The organism is Micromonospora sonneratiae (genome assembly GCF_042679305.1).
In the GTDB taxonomy this organism is placed as follows: domain Bacteria; phylum Actinomycetota; class Actinomycetes; order Mycobacteriales; family Micromonosporaceae; genus Micromonospora_H; species Micromonospora_H sonneratiae.
In genome coordinates, this window is sequence record NZ_JBHTMP010000094.1 from 1 (window position 1) to 21,102 (window position 21,102).

The window sequence follows — 21,102 nt, forward strand, 5'->3', positions numbered from 1 at the left end:
GGGGGCCCCGCCGTGGGGGGGCCCCACAACTGTTTCCAGAGCCAGTTCCCAAAGTTGCACCCGTACGCGCCCCGGCGGAAACCGGCGGCGAGTGGGAAAGCAGCCCGGGTGGAACTCCGCAGCACGCCAGCCGGCAGAACCCGGCAGAACCCGATCCAAACCCAGCAGAACGTGGTTCAGCGGTTCTCCCGGGGCCACGGCCCACTGCCTTATCCCGGGGAATATGGCCGTTGTCCCGGGAGAACCGGGTTCGTAGGTGTCCGCTAATGGCGAATCTGGATGCTCTCGCGGATCTTCCGTAGCAGCTCGGCAGATTGGTCGACGTCACGCCCTGCGAACATGGCCAGCGCCACGCTGCCGTGATCCGCCCAACCGCAGACGGTCAGGTTTCCATCCTCGGTAGCGGTCGTTCCACATTTCATGACGCCGCCGAGCTTGCCCTCGGGCACCTTGTGCAGCCCGGTCACCGCACCGGCGTCGTCGGTCAACAACTCGAAGAGGCTGTCCAGGTCCCGCTCCGGCCGCCAGAGCAGCGTCGTACCGCCGAACAACAGCACGGTGCGGTCCGGATCGTTCGGGTCGGTGTAGACCGCCCCGATGCTCTGGTCCACTTCGATGTCGGCGATGAAGCCGTTACGCAGATAGTCCGCAGTGCCCCGAGCATGTTCGCTGTTGTCCAGGACCAGGCCCGCGACCTGGGGTGGGATGTCGAGACTCGCGTCCTTCTGGCTGGCGACCCGCCAACCGGCAGTGCCGATGCCGGCTGCCCCGATCAGGCCGACCAGTAGCGCCGTACCGAGCAGGATCCGGCGACGGCGGGAAACGGGACGAGACTTCCTCTCCTCCGGCGGCTCCTCCGACCAGGCAACCAGTTCGTCGGCCTCGACCGTTGGATCGGCCGGTTGCTGGGTGACGTCCACCGCTGCCGGATCGGCGTTCTGCGGGCGTTCAAAGGTGTGCGCGTCGGACATAGCCGTCACCGTACGGCAACCAGTGGTGGTGCGCGCCGGCACTCGGGAAGCGCTCCGTAGACTTTACGGGTGACCGAGACACTGGATACCCACCACAACGTGCCCCCGACCCTGCCCGCCCAGTACCAGCCGGGCGAGGTAGAGCAGCGACGGTACGAGCAGTGGGTAGCCGCCGGTCACTTCCGGGCATCGGCCGACAGCGACAAGCCGCCGTACACCATCGTCATCCCGCCGCCGAACGTGACCGGGTCGCTGCACATGGGGCACGCGCTCGACCACACCGTCCAGGACGCGCTGATCCGCCGTAAGCGGATGCAGGGCTTCGAGGCGCTGTGGCAGCCGGGTATGGACCACGCCGGTATCGCCACCCAGAACGTCGTGGAGCGTCAGCTCGCGGCGCAGGGACTGTCCCGGCACGATCTCGGCCGGGAAAAGTTCGTCGAGCGGGTCTGGCAGTGGAAGGCGGAGTCCGGCGGCAAGATCCTCGGCCAGATGCGCCGACTCGGCGACTCGGTGGACTGGGACCGCGAGCGCTTCACCATGGACGAGGGGCTGTCCCGGGCCGTACAAACGATCTTCAAGAAGCTGTATGACGACGGCCTGATCTACCGCGCGGAGCGGATTATCAACTGGTGCCCGCGCTGCCTGACCGCGCTGTCGGACATCGAGGTCGAGCACACCGACGACGACGGTGAGCTGGTCTCGATCCGCTACAGCGACGACGTGGTGGTGGCCACCACCCGGGCCGAGACGATGCTCGGCGACACCGCGGTGGCGGTGCACCCGGACGACGAGCGCTACCGGCATCTGATCGGTACCGAGGTGGAGCTGCCGTTGACCGGTCGGCGGATCCCGATCGTCGGTGACGAGCACGTCGACCCGTCGTTCGGCACCGGCATGGTGAAGGTGACCCCGGCACACGACCCCAACGACTTCGAGATCGGGCAGCGGCACAACCTTCCGTCCCTGACGATCATGGACGAGCGGGGGATCATCACCGCGCCCGGCCCGTTCGAGGGGCTGGACCGTTACGAGGCCCGACCGGCGATCGTCGCCGCGCTACGTGAGCAGGGCCGGGTCGTGGCGGAGAAGCGGCCGTACGTGCACGCGGTGGGGCACTGCTCCCGGTGCCGTACGACGGTGGAGCCCCGGTTGTCGTTGCAGTGGTTCGTCAACACCGGCCCGCTGGCGAAGGCGGCCGGTGACGCCGTCCGGGACGGCCGGGTCCGGGTCGAGCCGGCGGACCTGACCAGGCGCTACTTCGCCTGGGTCGACAACATGCACGACTGGTGCATCTCGCGCCAGCTCTGGTGGGGTCACCGGATCCCGGTCTGGTACGGGCCGGATGGTGAGACGGTCTGCGTCGGGCCGGACGAGCAGCCGCCCACCGGCCCGGGCTGGCACCAGGACGCCGATGTGCTGGACACCTGGTTCTCCAGCGCGCTGTGGCCGTTCTCCACGCTGGGCTGGCCGGAGCAGACCGCGGACCTGGCGAAGTTCTATCCGACCAGCGTGCTGGTGACCGGATACGACATTCTCTTCTTCTGGGTTGCCCGGATGATGATGTTCGGGCTGTACGCGATGGACGGCCGCCCGCCGTTCGAGGCGATCGTGCTGCACGGTCTGGTCCGGGACCAGTTCGGCAAGAAGATGTCCAAGTCGGCCGGGAACGTGGTCGACCCGCTGGACTGGATGGACCGGTACGGTGCCGACGCCACCCGGTTCACCCTGGCCCGGGGTGCCAACCCCGGGCAGGACGTGCCGGTGAGCGAGGACTGGGTCCAGGGTTCCCGGAACTTCTGCAACAAACTGTGGAACGCCACCCGGTTCGCGCTGATGAACGGCGCGCACGTCGACGGCGCGCTGCCGGATTCGAGCCAGTTGTCGACCGTGGACCGGTGGATCCTGTCCCGGCTACAGCACGTCATCACCGAGGTGGACGGGCAGTTCGAGGCGTACGAGTTCGCGAAGGTCTGCGACCTGCTCTTCCACTTCGCCTGGGACGACGTGTGTGACTGGTACGTGGAGCTGTCCAAGCCCGTACTCGCCGGTGGGGGGGAGCCGGCGGCGGTCACCCGGCGGGTGCTGGGGCACGTGCTGGACCAGCTGCTCCGCCTGTTGCACCCGGTTATCCCGTTCGTGACCGACGAGCTGTGGACCGCGTTGACCTCGCGTTCCGGCACCGGGGCTGAGTCGACGGTGATGATCGCGGCGTGGCCGGTGGCCGAGCCGGCGCTGATCGACGATCCGGCCGAGGCCGAGGTGGTCGCACTACAGCGGGTGGTCACCGAGATCCGCCGGTTCCGGTCCGACCAGGGCCTGCGGCCCGCCCAGCGGGTGGCGGCCCGACTGGACGGACTGACCGATGCCGGCATCGCCGCGCACGAGCCGTTGATCCGGTCCCTGGTCCGACTCGACGAGGCCGGAACGGAGTTCCAGGCCAGCGCCACACTGGCGGTGCCCGGTGGGGTGACCGTGGCGCTGGACACCCGGGGGTCCATCGACGTCGCGGCCGAGCGGGCTCGACTGGCCAAGGACCTGGCGGCTGCCGAGAAGGAGATGGCCCAGGCCCGGGCGAAGCTAGACAACCCCGCGTTCGTGGGCAAGGCACCCGAAGCGGTGGTTAACAAGATCAAGGACCGGCTGGTTGCCGCTGAGGCGGACATTACCCGGATCACCACCGCACTGGAGGCGCTGCCGTCGTGACCGACCGTGCGGAATTCGCCAGGATCGACGCGGAGCTGTCCGAGCGGGGCTTCACCCGGATGGTTTTCGACCTGGGCCGGATCGAGCAGTTGCTCGACCTGCTCGGCAGCCCGCAGCGGGCGTACCCGTCGATCCATCTGACCGGCACCAACGGCAAGACCTCGACCGCTCGCATGATCGACTCACTGCTCCGGGCGTTCGGGCTGCACACCGGTCGTTACACCAGCCCGCACCTGGAGACGGTACGGGAGCGGATCAGCCTCGACGGCGAGCCGGTCAGCGAGGAGCGGTTCGTCTCGACGTACCGCGAGGTCGCGCCGCTGGCCGAACTGGTCGACCAGAAGTCCAGCGAGCCGTTGACGTACTTCGAGATGACCACCGCGCTGGCCTTCGCGACGTTCGCCGACGCTCCGGTCGACGTCGCCGTCGTCGAGGTCGGGCTGGGCGGGGCGGAGGACGCCACCAACGTGCTCAGTGCGGGGGTCTGCGTACTCACCCCGATCGGGCTGGACCACACCGAGTGGCTCGGTGACACGGTCGAGGACATCGCCCTGGCCAAGTCGGGCATCATCCACCCCGGTGCCACGGTCGTACTGGCCGCCCAGGAGGAAGAGGCCGCGAGGCCGATCCTGGAACGCTGCGTCGAGGTCGGGGCCACCGTCGCCCGGGAGGGCAGCGAGTTCGGCGTACTGCGCCGGTCGGTGGCCGTCGGCGGACAGGTGCTCACCCTCCAGGGCCTGGGTGGGGTGTACGAGGATGTCTTCATCCCGCTGCACGGTGCCCACCAGGCGCAGAACGCAGCGGTCGCCCTGGCGGCGGTCGAGGCGTTCCTCGGGGCGGGTGCCAACCGGCAGATCGCCATCGACGCGGTCCGGGAGGGCTTCGCGGCGGCCAGTTCGCCCGGCCGGCTCGAGCGGGTCCGTACCGCCCCGACGATCCTGCTCGACGGGGCGCACAACCCGCACGGGATGACCGCCACCGTGACCGCGTTGCAGGAGGAGTTCGCCTTCGGTCGCCTCATCGCGGTGGTCGGCGTGCTCGCCGACAAGGATGCGCCCAGCCTGCTGGAACTGCTGGAGCCGGTGGTCGACGCGATCGTGGTCACCCGGAACACCTCACCCCGGGCGATGGCCGCCGAGGAGTTGGCCAACCTGGCCGTGGAGGTCTTCGGACCGGATCGGGTCGAGGTGGCGCCGGAACTGCCCGACGCGATCGAACTTGCGGTCGAACTCGCCGAATCCGACGTCCAGGGCGAGCTGAGTGGGGTTGGTGTGCTGGTCACCGGCTCGGTGGTGACTGTTGCCGACGCCCGCCGGTTGTTGAAGAAATGAGTACCACCGAAGAGGGACAGTCGGCTGGACCGGGCCAACCGGTCGAGCCGGCACAGGGACGGCCGTCCGGGCTGAAGAACCCGGTCCGGGCGGTACGGAGTCTGGGTGCGGCGACCCTGATCCTGGAGGCCCTGGTCCTGCTGCTGGCCATCCAACCGATCCGACTGGTCGGCGGGGACCTGAGCGGTACGGCGATCGGCGTGATCATTGCGTTGGCGGTGCTGGCCGTGGCGTTCTCCGGGCTGTTGCGGCATGCCTGGGCGTGGCACGTCGGTACGGCGCTACAGGGCCTGCTGATGCTGGCCAGTTTCCTGCACTGGTCGCTGGGTGTGCTCGGGTTCATGTTCGGCCTGGTCTGGGCCTACGTGCTGCACGTCCGACGGACGATCCTCGGATAACCGGGCCGCGGACTCGGACTGACGGTCCGGGACTGGCGTGCGGTTGGTGGTCGAGGGGTGGTGGGTCGCAGACCAGGTTGAGGGCTGCTCCGGCGCTGCCAGGCGGTGGATCCTTTGCGATACGTTGGTTGCCTTCGATTCGTGGTTGTTCGAAGGGGAACCTGTGCAGCCCGCATCGTCGGCGGGTCCTCCGCCTACATCTCCGCCCAGGACCCGGACGACGTTCTCGCCCTCAACAGGGCATTGCGGGACAGGACTGCCGCGTACTCGCAGCTGTTGAAGGTCTGCTCGCAGGCCGGATACAAGTAGGGGCTCGTCCGACGTTGTCGTGGGTGGGTTGAGCCGGGTCGTAGCAGCGCCCCCGCCGTAACTGGCCGCCGTGTACGTGCGCCACCACGGCCAGTTCGCCGATGTCACCGCCCAGCCGACCGACGGTCGGCAGGTACGCCCGATGCGGCTGCGTTATAGCGGATCAGCCGACCGGCGGGGCACGGCAATCGACCTTTCACCAGGGCTCGGGGCCGTCCTCACTGAAGAAACCGGCAGTCGGGCCGTCATCGGGCAGGGTGGCGAGCCGGATCGAGACGGCGGCCCCCTGTGCTGGCGTACGTGGCCCGGCATGCCCGTTCAGGTCGGTCGCGCAGTAGCCGGGGTCGGCCGCGTTCACCTTGATCGAGGTGCCGCGCAACTCGTTGGCGTACGAGACGGTGACCGCGTTGACCGCGCTCTTCGACGAGTTGTACGCCAGCAGCGGGAACTGCGCGTACGGGTTCTGCGGGTCACTGGTCGTGGCGAGGGAACCCAGGCCGCTGGAGACGTTCACGATGCGCCCGGCCGTTGCTCGGCGGAGCAGCGGCAGCAGGGCGTTGGTCACCGCCACCACGGCGAACACGTTGGTGGCATAGGTCCGTTCCAGTAGTTCCACCGGCATCTTGCTGGGCTTCTGTCCGCGTTCGAGCAGGATGCCGGCGTTGTTGACCAGGATGTCCAGTCGACCGTACTCCCGCTCGATGCGAGCTGCGGCGGCCGAGACCGACACCGGATCGGTCACGTCCAGCTCCAGCGGTACTGCGGTGATGCCCTCGGCAGCCAGCTTCTCGGCGGCGGTGCTGCCACGCTCCAGGCTGCGCGCGCCGACCAGCACCGTGGCACCCGTCTCGCCCAGCCCGCGGGCGATCTCGTACCCGATTCCCTTGTTGGCCCCCGTCACGAGGGCGACCTTTGGTTCGTTCATGCGCCCAGCCTGGAGCGCTTTCGATCTGTTGAGGAGAGACCGGCTCAACCATGGATCGGCAGTCCCTGGTTGGGGATCCCTGGTCGGCCGAGAATGGACGGCATGGACCGCCACCAGCTCGCCGAGTTCCTACGCAGCCGCCGGACCCGGGTGCAGCCCGGGGATGTGGGGCTGGCCGCCGGCACCCGGCGTCGTACACCCGGTCTGCGGCGCGAGGAGGTGGCGCGGCTCGCCGGGATCTCGGTCGACTACTACGCCCGGCTGGAGCAGGCGCGCGGACCCCGGCCGTCGCGTCAGGTGCTGTCCGCGTTGGCCCGGGCACTGCGGCTGTACGACGCCGAGCGCGCGCACCTGTACCACCTGGTCGGCGAGGTCCCCGCCCCACCGACCGGTCCGAGTCGGGACGTGCCCGCCGGCGTCCTGCACCTGCTCGACCGGCTCGACGACACACCCGCCTATGTCATCGACGTGAAGTACGAGATCCTGGCCTGGAACCAGATGGCCGCCGCGCTGCTGGGTGACCCGTCCACCTGGCCACCCGACCGGCGCAACATCGTCTGGAACCTGTTCGCCGGTGAGTACGCCGAGCTGGCCCTGGCCGACCCGCAGTCCTCCGCCTTCGCCGACGAGTGCGTCGCCGAACTGCGTGCTGCCGCAGCACAGTATCCGGAGGATCCGGGCATCCAGCGGCTGATCGCCCGGCTGCGGTCGGCGAGCCCGGAGTTCGTACGACGTTGGCAGCAACTGCGGGTGTGCGTGCGGCGCGGTTCGACCACCAAGCAGGTCCGGCATCCGGTGGTGGGTGACCTTTCCCTGGAATGCGAGGTGCTGGACATCGCCGGGCATGGACAGCGTCTGATCATCTACAGCACCGCGCCGGGCAGTCCATCCGCGGAGGCGCTGAAGCTGCTCGGTGTGGTCGGCACGCAGTGGACCGTCGACAGCACCACCTGAGCGGCGGGCCCGTCCGGGGCTTGCCGACCATGCGGAATCCGAGCCTGCCCACTGCGGGGATCCCGGGGTTGCCGACTATGTGGACGGGCGGTCCCGCCACTGGGTCAGGGCGATGCCGTGCCCGTCGGGGTCGCGGAAGGCGGCGGCCCACAACTCCAGCTTGGCCCCCCGGTTTACCGCCCGAGGAGCGTAGGTGAACCGTACGCCCTTGCCCTTCAGGTCCTCGTAGACCGCTTCGACGTCGTCGACCTCGAGGTTGAGGTGGACCAGCCGACGGTTGATGGGGGCGACCTCGGGGATGGCCCGGATCACGAGCCGGGTGGAGTTGGAGGCCAGTACGGCGTTGCCCTCGCCGCCGTCGATCTCGAAGAAGCCGAGCATGTCGCGGTAGAACTGCACGGACCGATCGAGGTCGGTGACCAGCAGCGTGATCCCCACTCCGTGGAACGGGCCGGCAGCGCCGGTCGCCGTCTCGGGGGAGGAGCTGATCAGGTCGGCGAGGATCACGTCGTCGTCTGCCGGGTCGGTCCGGTTGTCCGGCTGGGCATCGGTCCGGTCGTCACCACGGGCGGTGGTGCTGTCGTCGTACCGGGACACCAGGTCGGCGATGTCGGCCAGGTCGTCGTCGGGCGGGATGTCCGTGTCGCGTACCGCGCTGTGCCCGGTCGCCGACAGGTCGTCGGTGATCGTGACGGCGTCCGGCTCGGGGCCCGGGGCATCGTCGACGGTGACCTCGTCGACGACGACCTCGGCGGGGCCCGGCGCTTCGGTGGCGTCGTCGACGACGACCTCGGCGGGGGCCGGCGCTTCGGTGGCGACCTCGTCGGCGATATCGGTGACGGCCGACGGTTCGGCGGTACGTGCCGACGGCTGGCCGGGGCTGGGCCTCGGGCGTCGGGGCAGTGGGGTCGGCGTGGGTGCTTCGACCAGTGTGCCTTCCAGCACGATCGTTCCGCCGGGCGTGTGCCGCACCACCACAGGCTCCTCCCGCAGCTCACCGAGATCGTCGGTGAGGTCGGCGGTCACCGGCTCCCTGGGGTGCGGGGGTGTCGAGTCCGGGTAGCCGTCGTCCGGGTAGCCGTCGTCCGGCCGACGGCGGGCCCACGGTGGCGCGTCCTCCTCGATCAGGATGTCGTCGGCCAGCGGTCCCCGGTCGTCGTCGAACTCGGGCGGCAGGTCGGCTGCGGCTGCGGCCTCGGCGTGGGTCGGCACCTCGTCCCAGAGGATGCGGATGTGCCGCTGGTCGTCGATGGCGATCTTGATCGGGAGTATCTGTCCCGGATCGGGCCACTTCGACACCGGCACCCGGGGCTCGATGATCTTCTTGGACCGGGGTGGCAGGCCGGGTGCGTCGATCACGATCTGCAGTTCGCACCGGCCGAACGCGTACGCCGTGGGCGGCTCGGACGCGCTGTGCACGTGGGCGATCCCGGTGACCCAGGCGCGGCCACCACTGCGTACCACGACCAGGGCGATGGCCAGGGCCAGTAGGGCAACCCCGAGAGCGACGATGGACCAACTGGTCATGCCGAGGCCGAAGAGCATCACGAAGGTGGCAACGGTGCCGAGCACCGCCGCGACGAGCTTCCGGATGGGCGCGATCGGTCGGCTTCTGCCATTCGCCACAGTGGACCTCCCTGGGTTAGTGCCAGGCTAGGCCCGGCCCGCTGCGGATGGGAAGTAAGAACAGTACGAATAGTAAGCGCGGCGCGATAACTGGGCGAGGGTCGCGACCGCCGCACCGGCGACCAGCGTGGCTCGATAGGCTGACCATGCTCAGCCGTACCCAGCGTCGCCAGGAGGAATCAGCGTGTCCAACAGCAGCTTGGACGAGCGTACGCTCGTATTGATCAAGCCGGACGCGGTCCGGCGCGGCCTGGTCGGTGAGATCCTGGGCCGGTTCGAGCGCAAGGGGCTGACCATCGACGCCATGGCGCTGCGTGGCATGGACGCCGAGCTGGCCGATCAGCACTACGCCGAGCACGTCGACAAGGCGTTCTATCCGCCGCTGAAGGACTTCATGACCGGTGGTCCCCTGGTGGCCCTGGTGCTCTCCGGTGACCAGGTGATCGAGGTGGTACGCGGCCTGGTCGGTGCCACCGACGGGCGTCGCGCCGTCGCCGGCACGATCCGGGGCGACCTCTCCCTGTCCAACCGGGAGAACCTGGTGCACGCCTCGGACTCGGTCGACAGTGCCAAGCGCGAGATCGCGCTCTGGTTCCCTGAGCTGGGCTGAAGCAGACCCAGAGGCGGTCACCGCCCGGATCCCGGGAGCGGCCTGGATCCCGGGAGCGGCCTGGATCCCGGGAGCGGCCTGGATCCCGGGAGCGGCCTGGATCCCGGGAGCGGCCCGCCGGCTGGACCCCGAGGCGGTAGTCGGCCCGCTGGAGCGTCAACCGCTCCGTGGACCGGCGTACCGCCTCTGTCGCCTTCCCGACAGTGGTCACACCGTGATCGGCGGCGGCGTCCGGGTGGTGACCATCAGCCGGTTCCACACGTTGATCGTGGCGATGGCCAGGACGAGGTCGGCCAGTTCCTTCTCCGCCCAGACCTCCCTGGCCCGGTCCCATATCTCGTCCGGCACGCCGTGCTCGCCGAGCCGGGTCACCGCGTCGGTGAGCGCCAGTGCGGCACGTTCCCGCTCGTCGAAGAAGGGCGCCTCCCGCCAGGCCGCGACTGCGAACAGCCGCCGGCTCGACTCGCCGGCCGCCAGCGCGTCCCGGCTGTGCATGTCGACACAGAAGCTGCACCCGTTGAGTATCGAGGCCCGGAGCTTCACCAGTTCGAGGACGGTGTGTTCGACGTTGGCGCGTACGTACTTCTCCAACCCGAACACCGCCTGGTACGCCTCGGGCGCCACCCGGGTCAGGTCCATCCGCTGTTCCATCAGCCTCTCCTTCGTCCTCCGTCGGCCTACACCGGCACGACGTGGCAGCGGGCTGATCCGTGACGGAGGATCGTTGTGACTGCGGCCACGGTCTCCGGCGTCCACAACACGCCGGTATCGGACGCCGGGATGCGTCGTGGGTCAGACCGTGTCGAGGGATGCGTGCCGGCGGCTCTCGACCTCGAAGATCTTGAGCAGTAGCGCAGCCAGCACCGCGTACCCGACGGCGACGGCCAGCTCCACGAGGAGTGGACCTGTTGCGGCCGCCAGTCCCTGCCCGGAGACGAGGCGGCGGGCCGCTTCCGCGGCATGGGTGATCGGCAGTACCGAGCCGACCAGTCGCATTCCGACCGGCAGTTGCCCGGCCGGCACGTTCACTCCGGTGAGCAGCAGTAGCAGCGCCACCGACACGTTCGAGACCAGCCACACGTCACGGAAGCGCAGTCCGATGGCACCCAGGGTCAGGCCGAAGAAACCGCAGGCCAGCGACCCGGTGGCGAGGACCAGGACCAGCCCCGGCAGGGCGCTGGCCGGGATACGCAGTCCGAGCAGCAGCGCGCCGCCGGACAGCGTGACCACCGCGACGAGCATGCCGTTGCCGGCGTACGGCAGCACCCGACCGAGGAACAGGGCGGTACGGCTGCGTGGCGAGAGCAGCACGTGGCCGAGGGTGCCGTAGCGACGCTCGTTGCTCACCGCCATGGTGCCGCCGAAGACACAGGCCAGCGACGCGGCGAGGACGGCGTTGCCGACGATGTAGAACCTGTCGTCGGCGACCCCGAGCTGACGTCCCAGGTAGGCGAAGAAGAGAAGTTGGAACAGCGGCCCCACCAGCAGGGTGCCGATGAACATCGGCGGGGTGGTCCAGTTGAACAGGGCGCGGTAGGCGATCACGCCGCCGACGCCGACGAGACGAAACAACGCGGTCATCGGTGGCTCCTAGGACAGGGCGAGGGTGGCCGCCGCCCGGGCGCGGCGCTCTACGTGGGACATGGCGACGATGCCGAGAGCCAGGCAGGCGAGGCTGATGGCCAGGCAGATGCCGAGCGCGGGCCAGACCGGCCCGCTGCCCGTCGCAGCCTCCCGGACCGCCCTGGCCCCCCAGGTGGTGGGCAGTACGGCGGCCAGCGGGCTGGTCCAGCCCGGCAGGACGGTGATCGGCACGAGCATTCCCGAGACCAGCCAGATCGGGTACTCCAGGGTGTTGGTCAGCGCGTTGGCGTTGCGGAGCAGGACGAACGTCGAGGCCAGTAGCAGGCCGAACATGCCCAACCCGAGGATGCAACCGGGTACGGCGACGAGGAAGGCCAACGGCTCGGCGAACTCCAGCGGGATGCCGTAGAGCAGTCGCCCCCACACCAGCGTCCCGATCATGGCGTACGTGCCGGTCAGGGCGGTGGCAAGGGTGATGGGCAGGATCACCAGCGCGGGTGGGCGTGGGGCAATCATGATCATTTCCAGGGTGCCCTGCCAACGCTGGTTCTGGATCGCGCCACCGGAGCCGAACAGCACCGAGGACCAGACTCCCATCAGGCCGGCGCCGACGGCAGCCTCCAGCAGCCGGTGCGGCTCGCTCCCGGCCCGGAACAGGTAGACCGCCAGGGTGGCCTGTACCACCGGGAGCAGCAGCGCGATAGTGATCTCCAGCGTCGAGCGGCTCAGGTGTTTGGTGTGCAGTAGTGCGCCGACAGCGATCATCCGTAGGGTTCTCATGCCGGCACCGCCACGTCGGCCGGCGCGTCGACCGGTCCGGTCCCGTCGCCGTTCGACCCGTCTGCCGCTGCCCTGTTGACGATCGCGACGTAGGCGTCCTCCAGGGTGGGCTGCCGGGCGGTGACCCGACCCAACCGGACACCGGACAACCCGTTCAGCACCTCGGCCTGTACGTCCACTGCGGTGTCCGACTGCACGGTGAGCAGTTGGGCGGCACCACGTACCACCAGGTCGACCTCCCGTACGCCGGGCAGGCGGCGGATGCCGACGAGTTGCCCGTCGGTCACGCCGTACGCCTCGACCTCCAGGACCTGCCGGCCGTCGGCGTGGTGCTTGAGCTCCGCCGGGGTGCCCAGGGCCTGGATACGCCCAGCCGCGATCACCGCGATCCGGCCGCACAGCTCGTCCGCCTCGGCCATGTAGTGGGTGGTCAACAGGACCGTGGTGCCGGTGCTGGCCAGGTCCGCCACGGTCTGCCGCAGCTCCCGGGCGGCGACCGGGTCCACCCCGATGGAGGGTTCGTCCAGGAAGAGGATCTCCGGCGAGTGCAACAGGCCCCGGGCGATGTGCAGTCGCTGCCGCATGCCGCGCGAGTAGCCCTCGACCCGTTCGCGTTCCCGGCCGGTCAACCCGACCAGGTCGATCAGCTCGGCGATGCGTCGCCGCTGGTCACGTGGGGCGACGCCGTACAGTTCGGCGAAGTAGCGCAGGTTGTCCAGGGCAGAGAGCCGGTCGTAGAGGCCCCGGTCGCCGCCGAAGACGTACCCGATCCGGCGGCGTACCTCCCGGGTCTGCCCGACCACGTCGAACCCGGCCACCCGGGCCGTGCCGGCGGTGGGGATCAGCAGCGTGTTGAGCATCTTGATGGTGGTGGTCTTGCCGGCGCCGTTCGGGCCGAGCAGGCCGAACAACTCGCCCCGGGGTACGGCGAGGTCGACGCCCCGGACCGCGACCACCTCTTGGCGCTGCGGGCGCAGCCAGCCGGTACGGCTGCGGTAGGTGCGACACAAGCCGGTCGCCTCGATCGCGAGATCACTCATGTCCGGCACGCTAGAGAGCTGGCCGGGCGGCGGAAACGGATTCGGTGTCGGCCGAATGCTCAGCCCGTGGAGCCGCTGCCCCGTCCCGCCGCGAACCCAGCGTCGATCATGAAGTTGTGGTCAGATCGCCCGGCGTGTCGCGGTGACAACTTCATGATCGACGGGGGATGGGCCGACCAGGGTGACCAGGGCGACGCCCGCCGGCTCCAGACCGTAGAGAACCCGGCGGCCGATCCGACGCCGGTTCACCACCCCGGCGGCCAGCAGCGCGGCCAGGTGCTCGGAGACCGTGCTCGGAGCCAGCCCCAGGGCAGCCGCCAGTCCGGCCGTGGTGGCGGGGCGGGCCAGGGCACGTAGGACGTTGGCCCGGCCCCGGCCGACCAGGATCGCCAACCGGTCCGTGCCCTCGTCGGCCGACGGGACCGGGACGGTCGTCGCGCCATCGGCCAACACCGCAGCGCCACGGGCCTGGTAGGAGACCGCCACCACCTCCGGGTGATCGGTCGAGCAGGCCAACGCCCCACGAGAGAAGATCAACGGAAGCAGCAGCAACCGCTGGTCGACCGCACGGAAGCTCTGGTCCGCCGGCTTGACCAGGGTCAGCACCGGTTTCTCCCAGCGCACCCGCTCGTGCAGGTCGGCCAGGAGGGCGTCCACGCCGTCGGCGGCCAGCGCTCGCGCCCGGTGCAGCACCTCCTCGTCCAACGCTGCCCGCATCGCCGGCCACCACGGCGCGATCGCCGCGTCCCAGTAGGCGGCCAAACCGGCGGCGAGCCGCCCGAAGGCCTCCTCCGGGTCGTCCCGGAACGGGCGTAGCCAGGGTGGCAGCTCCGCCGGGTGGTAGCGCGGCAACTGTTCCGCGACCACCTCCGGGGGCGTGGCCCGCAGCACCGCCAACTCCTCGGCGATGGTCGGGTTGGCGGTCGGCGGCACCGGGCTGAGGAAGTCCGGGCTCCTGGCGTCGGTGACGAAGTAGAGCCGCACCGGCTCGGTCCGTGGCAGCTCGGCCAGCACCCGGCGAGCGTGTCGCGCCCAGCCGGTGTACGGCCAGGGCACCTCTCCGGGATTGCGACGCAGCAGGTAGAGGCTGTTGACCGTCTCCCACAGCGGGCTGACCGCGATCCGGGTACGGGCCAGCGTCGGCTCGTCCAACTCGATCCGGATCACGGCGTCGAGACTAGCCGGATGTGCCCGGCCGGCTGGCGGCGATGGTTAAGCAATTACTCGGCGGCGGGCCCGGCCGGGGTTGGGCAATTACTCGGCGGCGGGCCCGGCCGGCGGTCGAGTACGCTGGAGCACTGAAAAGGCGATGACCCGGCCATCACCGGTGAGCCTCCGGAAGAAACGACGACCGCCCGTCGAGGTGGTGTCGGACTAGAACCGGACGGGACCGGCCCGTCACAGCCGGCCAACGAGCGGGCGGTCGTTCCTGACCGCCAAGCGGGGTGGTACCGCGGGTTGTGTGGTATGCCGGTCGGCGTACCTCGTGGCTCGTCCTCGCAGACCACAGACAGTGAGCTGTACGAGGAGAGCGACCGGCGATGGCGTATCCCAAGAACGTTTCCGACGGCACGGGAGTGCCGGCGAGCCCCGACCTGCCCGGGGTCGAGCGTCGGGTGCTGGACTACTGGACGGCGGACAAGACCTTCGAGGCCAGCATCGAGGCCCGGGAGGCGGGACCGGACGGCGGCAACGAGTTCGTCTTCTACGACGGACCCCCGTTCGCCAACGGTCTGCCGCACTACGGTCACCTGCTCACCGGCTACGTCAAGGACGTGGTGCCGCGCTACCAGACGATGCGCGGTCACCGGGTCGAGCGGCGGTTCGGCTGGGACTGCCACGGTCTGCCCGCCGAGGTGGTTGCCGAGAAGCAGCTCGGTATCACCACCAAGGCCGAGATCCTCGACCTCGGGGTGGCCCGGTTCAACGAGGCCTGCCGTACCTCGGTGCTGGAGTTCACCCAGGACTGGGAACGTTACGTCACCCGGCAGGCGCGCTGGGTCGACTTCAGCAACGACTACAAGACGCTCGACCTGGACTACATGGAAAGCGTCATGTGGGCCTTCCGGACCCTGCACGACAAGGGGCTGGTCTACGAGGGCTTCCGGGTGCTGGCGTACTGCTGGCGGTGCGAGACGCCGCTGTCCAACACCGAGACCCGGATGGACGACGTCTACCGGGACCGGCAGGACCCGGCGCTGACCGTCTGGTTCACCCTCGAAACGGGGGAGAAGGTCGGGGTCTGGACCACCACGCCGTGGACCCTGCCGTCGAACCTGGCGCTGGCCGTCGGCCCGGACATCGAGTACGCGGTGCTGGAACGCCGGGCTTCGCCCGACAGCGAGCCGGACGGGCAGCGCTACATCGTCGGCGCGGCCCGGGTCGGGGCGTACGCCAAGGAACTGGAGGGCTACGAGCAGGTCGGCACGGTGTACGGCCGGGACCTGGTCGGGCGTCGCTACACCCCGCTCTACGACTTCCTGGTCGAGCAGGCCGGGCCGAACGCGTACCGGGTGCTCGGCGCGGAGTTCGTCACCACCGAGGACGGCACCGGGATCGTGCACCTGGCGCCGGCGTTCGGTGAGGACGACCAGAACACCTGCAACGCCGCCGGCATCCCGACCATCGTCACCGTGGACGACCACACCCGGTTCACCTCGCTGGTGCCGCCGTACGTCGGTGAGCAGGTCTTCGACGTCAACAAGCCGATCATCCGGGACCTGAAGGGCCGGGGGGTGGTGCTGCGGCAGGACACCTACACCCACTCGTACCCGCACTGCTGGCGTTGTGACACGCCACTGGTCTACAAGGCGGTCTCCTCCTGGTTCGTGGCGGTCACCCGGTTCAAGGACCGGATGGTCGAGCTGAACCAGGAGATCAACTGGACGCCCGGGCACATCAAGGACGGCTCGTTCGGCAAGTGGCTGGCCAACGCCCGGGACTGGTCGATCAGCCGGAACCGGTTCTGGGGCTCACCGATCCCGGTGTGGAAGTCCGACGACCCGAACTACCCCCGGATCGACGTGTACGGCTCGCTGGCCGAACTGGAGCGGGACTTCGGCGTACGGGTGACCGACCTGCACCGTCCGGTGGTGGACGACCTGGTCCGCCCCAACCCGGACGACCCGACAGGGAAGTCGATGATGCGTCGGGTGCCGGAGGTGCTGGACTGCTGGTTCGAGTCGGGGTCGATGCCGTTCGCCCAGGTGCACTACCCGTTCGAGAACCGGGACTGGTTCGAGAACCACTACCCGGGTGACTTCATCGTCGAGTACATCGGGCAGACCCGGGGCTGGTTCTACACCATGCACGTGCTGGCCACCGCCCTGTTCGACCGGCCGGCGTTCCGCAACTGCCTCAGCCACGGCATTCTCCAGGGCTCCGACGGTCGGAAGATGTCCAAGAGCCTGCGTAACTACCCGGACGTCTACTACGTCTTCGACTCCTACGGCTCCGACGCGATGCGCTGGATGCTGATGTCCTCACCGGTGCTGCGGGGTGGGGACATGGCGGTCACCGAGGCGGGCATCCGGGACGCTGTACGCCAGGTGCTGCTGCCGCTGTGGAACGTCTGGTACTTCTTCTCGCTCTACGCCAACGCGGAAGGATATTCGGCGTCGCGCCGGACGGACTCGACCCACCTGCTCGACCGGTACGTTCTGGCGAAGACCGCCGAGTTGGTCGCCACGGTGGAGGGCCAGCTCGACGCGTACGACATCTCCGGTGCCTGCGCCACCGTGCGGTCGTACCTCGACGCGTTGACCAACTGGTACGTGCGTCGGTCCCGGGACCGCTTCTGGACCGGTGACCGGGACGCCTTCGACACGCTCTACACGGTGCTGGAGACGCTGTGTCGGGTGGTGGCACCGCTGGCACCGTTGACCACCGAGGAGATCTGGCGTGGGCTGACCGGCGAGCGGTCGGTGCACCTGACCGACTGGCCGTCCGTGGCCGACTTCCCGGTCGACCACGACCTGGTCGCGGCAATGGACGCCACCCGCGAGGTGTGCTCGGCCGCGCTGTCGCTGCGTAAGGCGAAGGGACTGCGGGTACGGCTGCCGCTGCCCGCGCTGACCGTCGCCAGCCCGGCGGCGGCCACCCTCGCACCCTTCGGGGACCTGGTGGCCGACGAGGTCAACGTCAAGTCGGTGGAGTTCACCGCCGATCTGGCCAGCTACTGCCAGCAGGTGCTCACGGTGGTGCCCCGGGCGCTCGGGCCCCGGCTGGGCAAGCAGGTGCAGACGGTGATCAAGGCGGTGAAGGCCGGCGACTGGGAACTGGTCGACGGCGCGCCGGTCGCCGCGGGCGTACGGCTCGAGGAGGGCGAGTACGAGCTGCGCCTGGTCGCCGCGGACGCGGACCAGTCGGCCCCGCTGCCCGGTGGTGAGGGGGTGGTGGTGCTGGACACCACGGTCACCGCCGAGTTGACGGCCGAAGGGCTGGCCCGGGACGTCGTACGGGTGGTGCAGCAGGCCCGCCGGGACGCCGACCTCGACGTGTCGGACCGGATCGAGGTGCAGCTGTCCGCCGCGCCGGAGGTGCTGGCAGCGGTCGAGACGCACCGGGACTTCCTGTCCCGGGAGGTGCTGGCCGACTCGGTGACCTTCGTCGACACCCTCGACGGGTTCACCGGTGAGGCTGGCGAGGGTCAGCAGGTGACGGTGGCGGTCCGCCGCGTCTAGTGGGTTTGCAGGGGCTCCTTTCCATCGTTTTTCGTACCGGAAGGGGGCCCTTCCCACCCCCGAGGCTGGGAGAGGTCGCTGGCGATGCCTGGGTCGGCCGGGGACTGTCCTACGATCGTGGCGACGGCGAGGGCCGTCGCGACCGGCGGGCCGGCGCTGATCAGGGGAGGCCGTGTGCCGCTGCTCTATACCATCGGCAAACTCACTGTGGGTAACGCGATGCGGCTGGGCTGGCGGCCGACGGTGGAGGGCCTGGAGCACGTGCCCCCGACCGGCGGGGCGATCTTCGCCGGTAACCACCTCTCCGTCGCCGACGAACTCTTCCTGGGTGCCGTGGTGCCACGACACCTCGCGTTCTGGGCGAAGGCCGAGTACTTCACCGGTACCGGGCCGCGCGGCTGGCTGAGCAAATCGGTTCTCACCGGATTGGGCGCGATCCCGGTGGAGCGCAGCGGCGGTCGGGCCGCCCTGGCCGCGTTCGACGGGGCGATTCCGGTGTTGAAGGCGGGCGATCTGGTCGCGGTCTACCCCGAGGGCACCCGGTCACCGGATGGCCGGCTCTACCGAGGGCGTACCGGGGCTGCCCGGTTGGCACTGGCCGCCGGCGTGCCGGTGATTCCGGTCGGGGTGATCGGTACCGACCGGGTCCAGCCGATCGGGGTCCGGGTGCCCAGGTTGGGGGCCGGCAAGGTCACCGTACGGTTCGGCAAGCCGCTCGATTTCACCGATCGCTCCAACGACCGTCACTCCCTCCGGGAGATCACCGACGAGATCATGATGGAGATCCAGAAACTGACCGGGCAGGAGTACGTCCCCCGCTACGCCCCGCGTAAGGGCGCGGAGCCCACCGGGGCGACCGGACCGGGTGCCGGCTGACCGGCCGCCGGTAGCGGCGACGAACTGACCGGGCGGTATCCGATCCGACCGGTCAGGGGATCAGGCTGCCGACCGGAGGACGTCAGCCTGACCGGTCAGGGGGCGCTCGACCCTCGCTCCTTCTCCAGCGCCACCATCGCCGGGACGTCGGCGAGCCCGTCGAGTCGCTGTAGCGACCGGTTCATCCGGCCACGGCCGGGTGACCGTCCCCGGGTACGTTCGTGATCCAGGAACACCCAGTAGCCGGTGGTGTACGGGCACGCCTCGCCGCCGAGCCGTTGATGCGGGTTGTAGTGGCAGTCGGCGCAGTAGTCGCTCATCCGTTTGATGTGTGCCCCGTTGACCGCGTACGGCTTGCCGACCATCTGGCCATGATCGGCGTACTGGTTGGTGCCGGCCAGGTTGACGGTCATCGCCCACTCGGTGCCGTCGATGAAACAGCGGTGGAACCAGTCGACCAGGTCGGCTGCCCGCCAGCCACGTTGCAGCGCGTAGTTCGCCAGTACCGTGAGCCGCGGGGTGTGGTGCACCCAGGCCCGGTCACGTACCCCGGCGAGGACATCGGACAGGCAGTGGGCACGTACCGCGTCGGCGTCGAGTTCGGTGAACCAGACCGGCATCGACCGGCGGCTGGTCGGCCGGTTGATCGCTGGTCGGCGGCCGGCGTCGAAGTACCAGTACAGATGCCAGACGAAGTCCCGCCAGCCCAACAGTTGCCGGATGAAACCCTCCACGCTGGACAGCGGCGCGGTGCCGTCCCGGTACGCCCGCTCGGCCTCGCGGATGGCTTCCATCGGATCGAGCAGCCCGAGGTTGAACGACGACGACAGCATGCTGTGCGCCATGAACGGGTCGGAGGAGCGCATGGTGTCCGCGTACGGTCCGAACATCGGCAGTCGGTGCCGTACGAAGTGCCGCAGGCGGACCACCGCCTCGGTCCGGGTGGCCGGGAACAGCCGTGGCCCGTCCCGGCCGACGAACCGGATGCCCTCAGCCGCCCATCGGTCGAGGTCCCGCCGGACCTCGGCGTCGATCTCGTCCTCCTCCGGCATCGGCGGTGCCGGTACGTCGAGCCACGTGCCGTTCCTGGGCGGAGGCTGCCGGCGGTGGGCCTCCATGTTCCAGTGGCCGCCGGTCGGTTCGACACCGTCGGTCAGCACCCCGTGCCACCGTTGGGCCTGCCGGTAGAAGTCCTCGATCCGCAACGTCGAGCGTCGTTCGTCCGCCCAGTCGGCGAAGTCGGTGTGGCTGGTGACGAAGCCACGGGCCGGCAGCATCGTCACCCCGTCCAGGCTCTTCACCAGGTCCCGGGCCCGACGGGTGGTCGGATGGCAGACGTCGACCGGCTCGTCGAGTCGGCGTAACGCCTCCCGGTAGTTCTCGGTCCGCAGGTAGATCGCCTGTTCGCCGAGCTCGGCGGCGCGATGACGGAGGGCGGAGAGGATCAGGTGGGCACGTTGCCGGTGGAAGACGCGACGCCGGAAGACCGCCTTCGACTCCACCAACAGCACGGGTTGATGCGGATCGTCGAGGAAATGCGGGCCGAGTTGGTCAGCGAAGATCCAACGCCGCAGCATCAACCGATTGTGCCCGTCCGACTGGTTTTCTACATTCCCACTTTCGGGCACACCGTGTGGTCGCAGTCACACTTTGGCTTGTCAATCGCGGGTCACAATGCTGGCGCGGAGTTCGGGTAGTCGGTCGACGCTGTCCGTTATGGACAGCTGGGTGAATATCACCGTACCGATACTTCCGTGATCGGCCCAGGAGCAGAGGACGATGGTGACACCGTCCATCCGGCCGGTCCCGCACTGTTGGTATTCCCCCCGGACCCCGGTGTCGTACGACTGGACCTTGGTGAGCCCGTACTTGCTGGTCAGCCGCTGAACCTCGGCATCCAGATCCTGGTCCGGGCTGAACCGGAAACCGGTGGCACCGAAAACGGTGATACGCCTGCCGCGAGAATTGCCGTAGACAGCCGCGAACGTGTCCTCGGCGATCATGTGGGCTGTCCGCATTTCCCTCTTGAGCTGCTGGGCGGTCTGCTGACTGGTGGCATCGTCACGCAACTTCAGTCCGGCGAGCTCGGCGGGAAGGGTGGCTTTCGCCGGATACTGGTCCCACATCGGCTTGCCGTAGTAATAGGGCAACCCGCAGCAGCAGGCAATTGTGAGCAGGGTGAACAGCATCATCACCCAGGGCCACCGTCGCCGTCGGCGCCGGGCGTACCTCGGCGGCGCGGTCCACTGCGGCGGCGGGGGCGGCTGTGGCGGGCCGTACCTGGCGGGTGCGGCGACGGGTTGGCGGCGT

17 protein-coding genes and 1 pseudogene are annotated in these 21,102 nt (G+C 69.3%); 8 read left to right on the plus strand and 10 right to left on the minus strand.

The window, feature by feature from the left end:
• Positions 1-263: 263 nt before the first annotated feature.
• The gene (locus tag ACFQ4H_RS32290; RefSeq protein ID WP_377578604.1) at positions 264-971 is read right to left on the minus strand and encodes a hypothetical protein; all 708 of its coding nucleotides are present in this window, start codon (positions 969-971) and stop codon (positions 264-266) included.
• Between the two features lie 69 nt (positions 972-1,040).
• Here ACFQ4H_RS32290 and ACFQ4H_RS32295 point away from each other — a divergent pair, with 69 nt between their 5' ends.
• From ACFQ4H_RS32295 to ACFQ4H_RS32310, 4 genes are all read left to right on the plus strand, one after another.
• Entirely contained in the window at positions 1,041-3,677 is a 2,637-nt protein-coding gene (locus ACFQ4H_RS32295; RefSeq protein ID WP_377578606.1) for a valine--tRNA ligase, read from the plus strand.
• Positions 3,678-3,736: 59 nt separating this feature from the next.
• Positions 3,737-5,008, plus strand: coding sequence for a bifunctional folylpolyglutamate synthase/dihydrofolate synthase (locus ACFQ4H_RS32300; protein WP_377578636.1), 1,272 nt, complete (start codon positions 3,737-3,739; stop codon positions 5,006-5,008).
• Positions 5,005-5,406 (plus strand): DUF4233 domain-containing protein, encoded by a 402-nt coding sequence (locus ACFQ4H_RS32305; protein ID WP_377578608.1) that lies wholly within the window; start codon positions 5,005-5,007, stop codon positions 5,404-5,406. The genes ACFQ4H_RS32300 and ACFQ4H_RS32305 overlap by 4 nt, the downstream gene beginning before the upstream one ends.
• Before the next feature lie 141 nt (positions 5,407-5,547).
• Positions 5,548-5,715 (plus strand): hypothetical protein, encoded by a 168-nt coding sequence (locus ACFQ4H_RS32310; RefSeq protein ID WP_377578610.1) that lies wholly within the window; start codon positions 5,548-5,550, stop codon positions 5,713-5,715.
• 196 nt (positions 5,716-5,911) lie between these two features.
• Here the strand turns inward: ACFQ4H_RS32310 and ACFQ4H_RS32315 are convergent, their stop codons facing one another.
• Positions 5,912-6,640 (minus strand): SDR family oxidoreductase, encoded by a 729-nt coding sequence (locus tag ACFQ4H_RS32315; RefSeq protein WP_377578612.1) that lies wholly within the window; start codon positions 6,638-6,640, stop codon positions 5,912-5,914.
• 102 nt (positions 6,641-6,742) lie between these two features.
• Between ACFQ4H_RS32315 and ACFQ4H_RS32320 the strand changes: the two genes are divergently transcribed.
• Positions 6,743-7,594, plus strand: a complete 852-nt coding sequence (locus ACFQ4H_RS32320) for a helix-turn-helix transcriptional regulator (protein ID WP_377578614.1) — start codon at positions 6,743-6,745, stop codon at positions 7,592-7,594.
• A 75-nt stretch (positions 7,595-7,669) separates the two neighbouring features.
• Here the strand turns inward: ACFQ4H_RS32320 and ACFQ4H_RS32325 are convergent, their stop codons facing one another.
• Positions 7,670-9,220: a VOC family protein gene (locus ACFQ4H_RS32325; RefSeq protein WP_377578616.1), complete on the minus strand. Its 1,551-nt coding sequence runs from the start codon at positions 9,218-9,220 to the stop codon at positions 7,670-7,672.
• 184 nt (positions 9,221-9,404) lie between these two features.
• On the opposite strand from ACFQ4H_RS32325, the gene ndk reads away from it, so the two are divergent.
• Positions 9,405-9,830 carry a nucleoside-diphosphate kinase gene (gene ndk, locus ACFQ4H_RS32330; RefSeq protein ID WP_377578618.1) on the plus strand — a complete coding sequence of 142 codons (426 nt, stop codon included), beginning with the start codon at positions 9,405-9,407 and terminating at the stop codon, positions 9,828-9,830.
• A gap of 207 nt (positions 9,831-10,037) precedes the next feature.
• Here ndk and ACFQ4H_RS32335 read toward each other — a convergent pair whose 3' ends face one another.
• From ACFQ4H_RS32335 to ACFQ4H_RS32355, 5 genes are all read right to left on the minus strand, one after another.
• Positions 10,038-10,481: a carboxymuconolactone decarboxylase family protein gene (locus ACFQ4H_RS32335; protein WP_377578620.1), complete on the minus strand. Its 444-nt coding sequence runs from the start codon at positions 10,479-10,481 to the stop codon at positions 10,038-10,040.
• Between the two features lie 141 nt (positions 10,482-10,622).
• Positions 10,623-11,411, minus strand: coding sequence for an ABC transporter permease (locus ACFQ4H_RS32340; protein ID WP_377578622.1), 789 nt, complete (start codon positions 11,409-11,411; stop codon positions 10,623-10,625).
• Between the two features lie 9 nt (positions 11,412-11,420).
• Positions 11,421-12,194 (minus strand): ABC transporter permease, encoded by a 774-nt coding sequence (locus tag ACFQ4H_RS32345; protein ID WP_377578624.1) that lies wholly within the window; start codon positions 12,192-12,194, stop codon positions 11,421-11,423.
• Positions 12,191-13,234, minus strand: coding sequence for an ABC transporter ATP-binding protein (locus ACFQ4H_RS32350; RefSeq protein ID WP_377578626.1), 1,044 nt, complete (start codon positions 13,232-13,234; stop codon positions 12,191-12,193). The genes ACFQ4H_RS32345 and ACFQ4H_RS32350 overlap by 4 nt, the downstream gene beginning before the upstream one ends.
• Positions 13,235-13,354: 120 nt before the next feature.
• Entirely contained in the window at positions 13,355-14,401 is a 1,047-nt protein-coding gene (locus tag ACFQ4H_RS32355; RefSeq protein WP_377578628.1) for an ArsR/SmtB family transcription factor, read from the minus strand.
• A 374-nt stretch (positions 14,402-14,775) separates the two neighbouring features.
• Between ACFQ4H_RS32355 and ileS the strand changes: the two genes are divergently transcribed.
• Both ileS and ACFQ4H_RS32365 read left to right on the plus strand, forming a co-directional pair.
• Positions 14,776-17,916, plus strand: a complete 3,141-nt coding sequence (ileS, locus tag ACFQ4H_RS32360) for an isoleucine--tRNA ligase (RefSeq protein ID WP_377578630.1) — start codon at positions 14,776-14,778, stop codon at positions 17,914-17,916.
• 174 nt (positions 17,917-18,090) lie between these two features.
• On the plus strand, positions 18,091-18,792 hold the full coding sequence (locus ACFQ4H_RS32365) for a lysophospholipid acyltransferase family protein (protein WP_377578632.1): 702 nt from the start codon (positions 18,091-18,093) through the stop codon (positions 18,790-18,792).
• 95 nt (positions 18,793-18,887) lie between these two features.
• Here ACFQ4H_RS32365 and ACFQ4H_RS32370 read toward each other — a convergent pair whose 3' ends face one another.
• Complete coding sequence (locus ACFQ4H_RS32370) at positions 18,888-20,369, minus strand: cryptochrome/photolyase family protein (protein ID WP_377578634.1); 1,482 nt, start codon at positions 20,367-20,369, stop codon at positions 18,888-18,890.
• Positions 20,370-20,450: 81 nt separating this feature from the next.
• Positions 20,451-21,102, minus strand: a pseudogene (locus ACFQ4H_RS32375) (hypothetical protein); the annotation flags it as partial.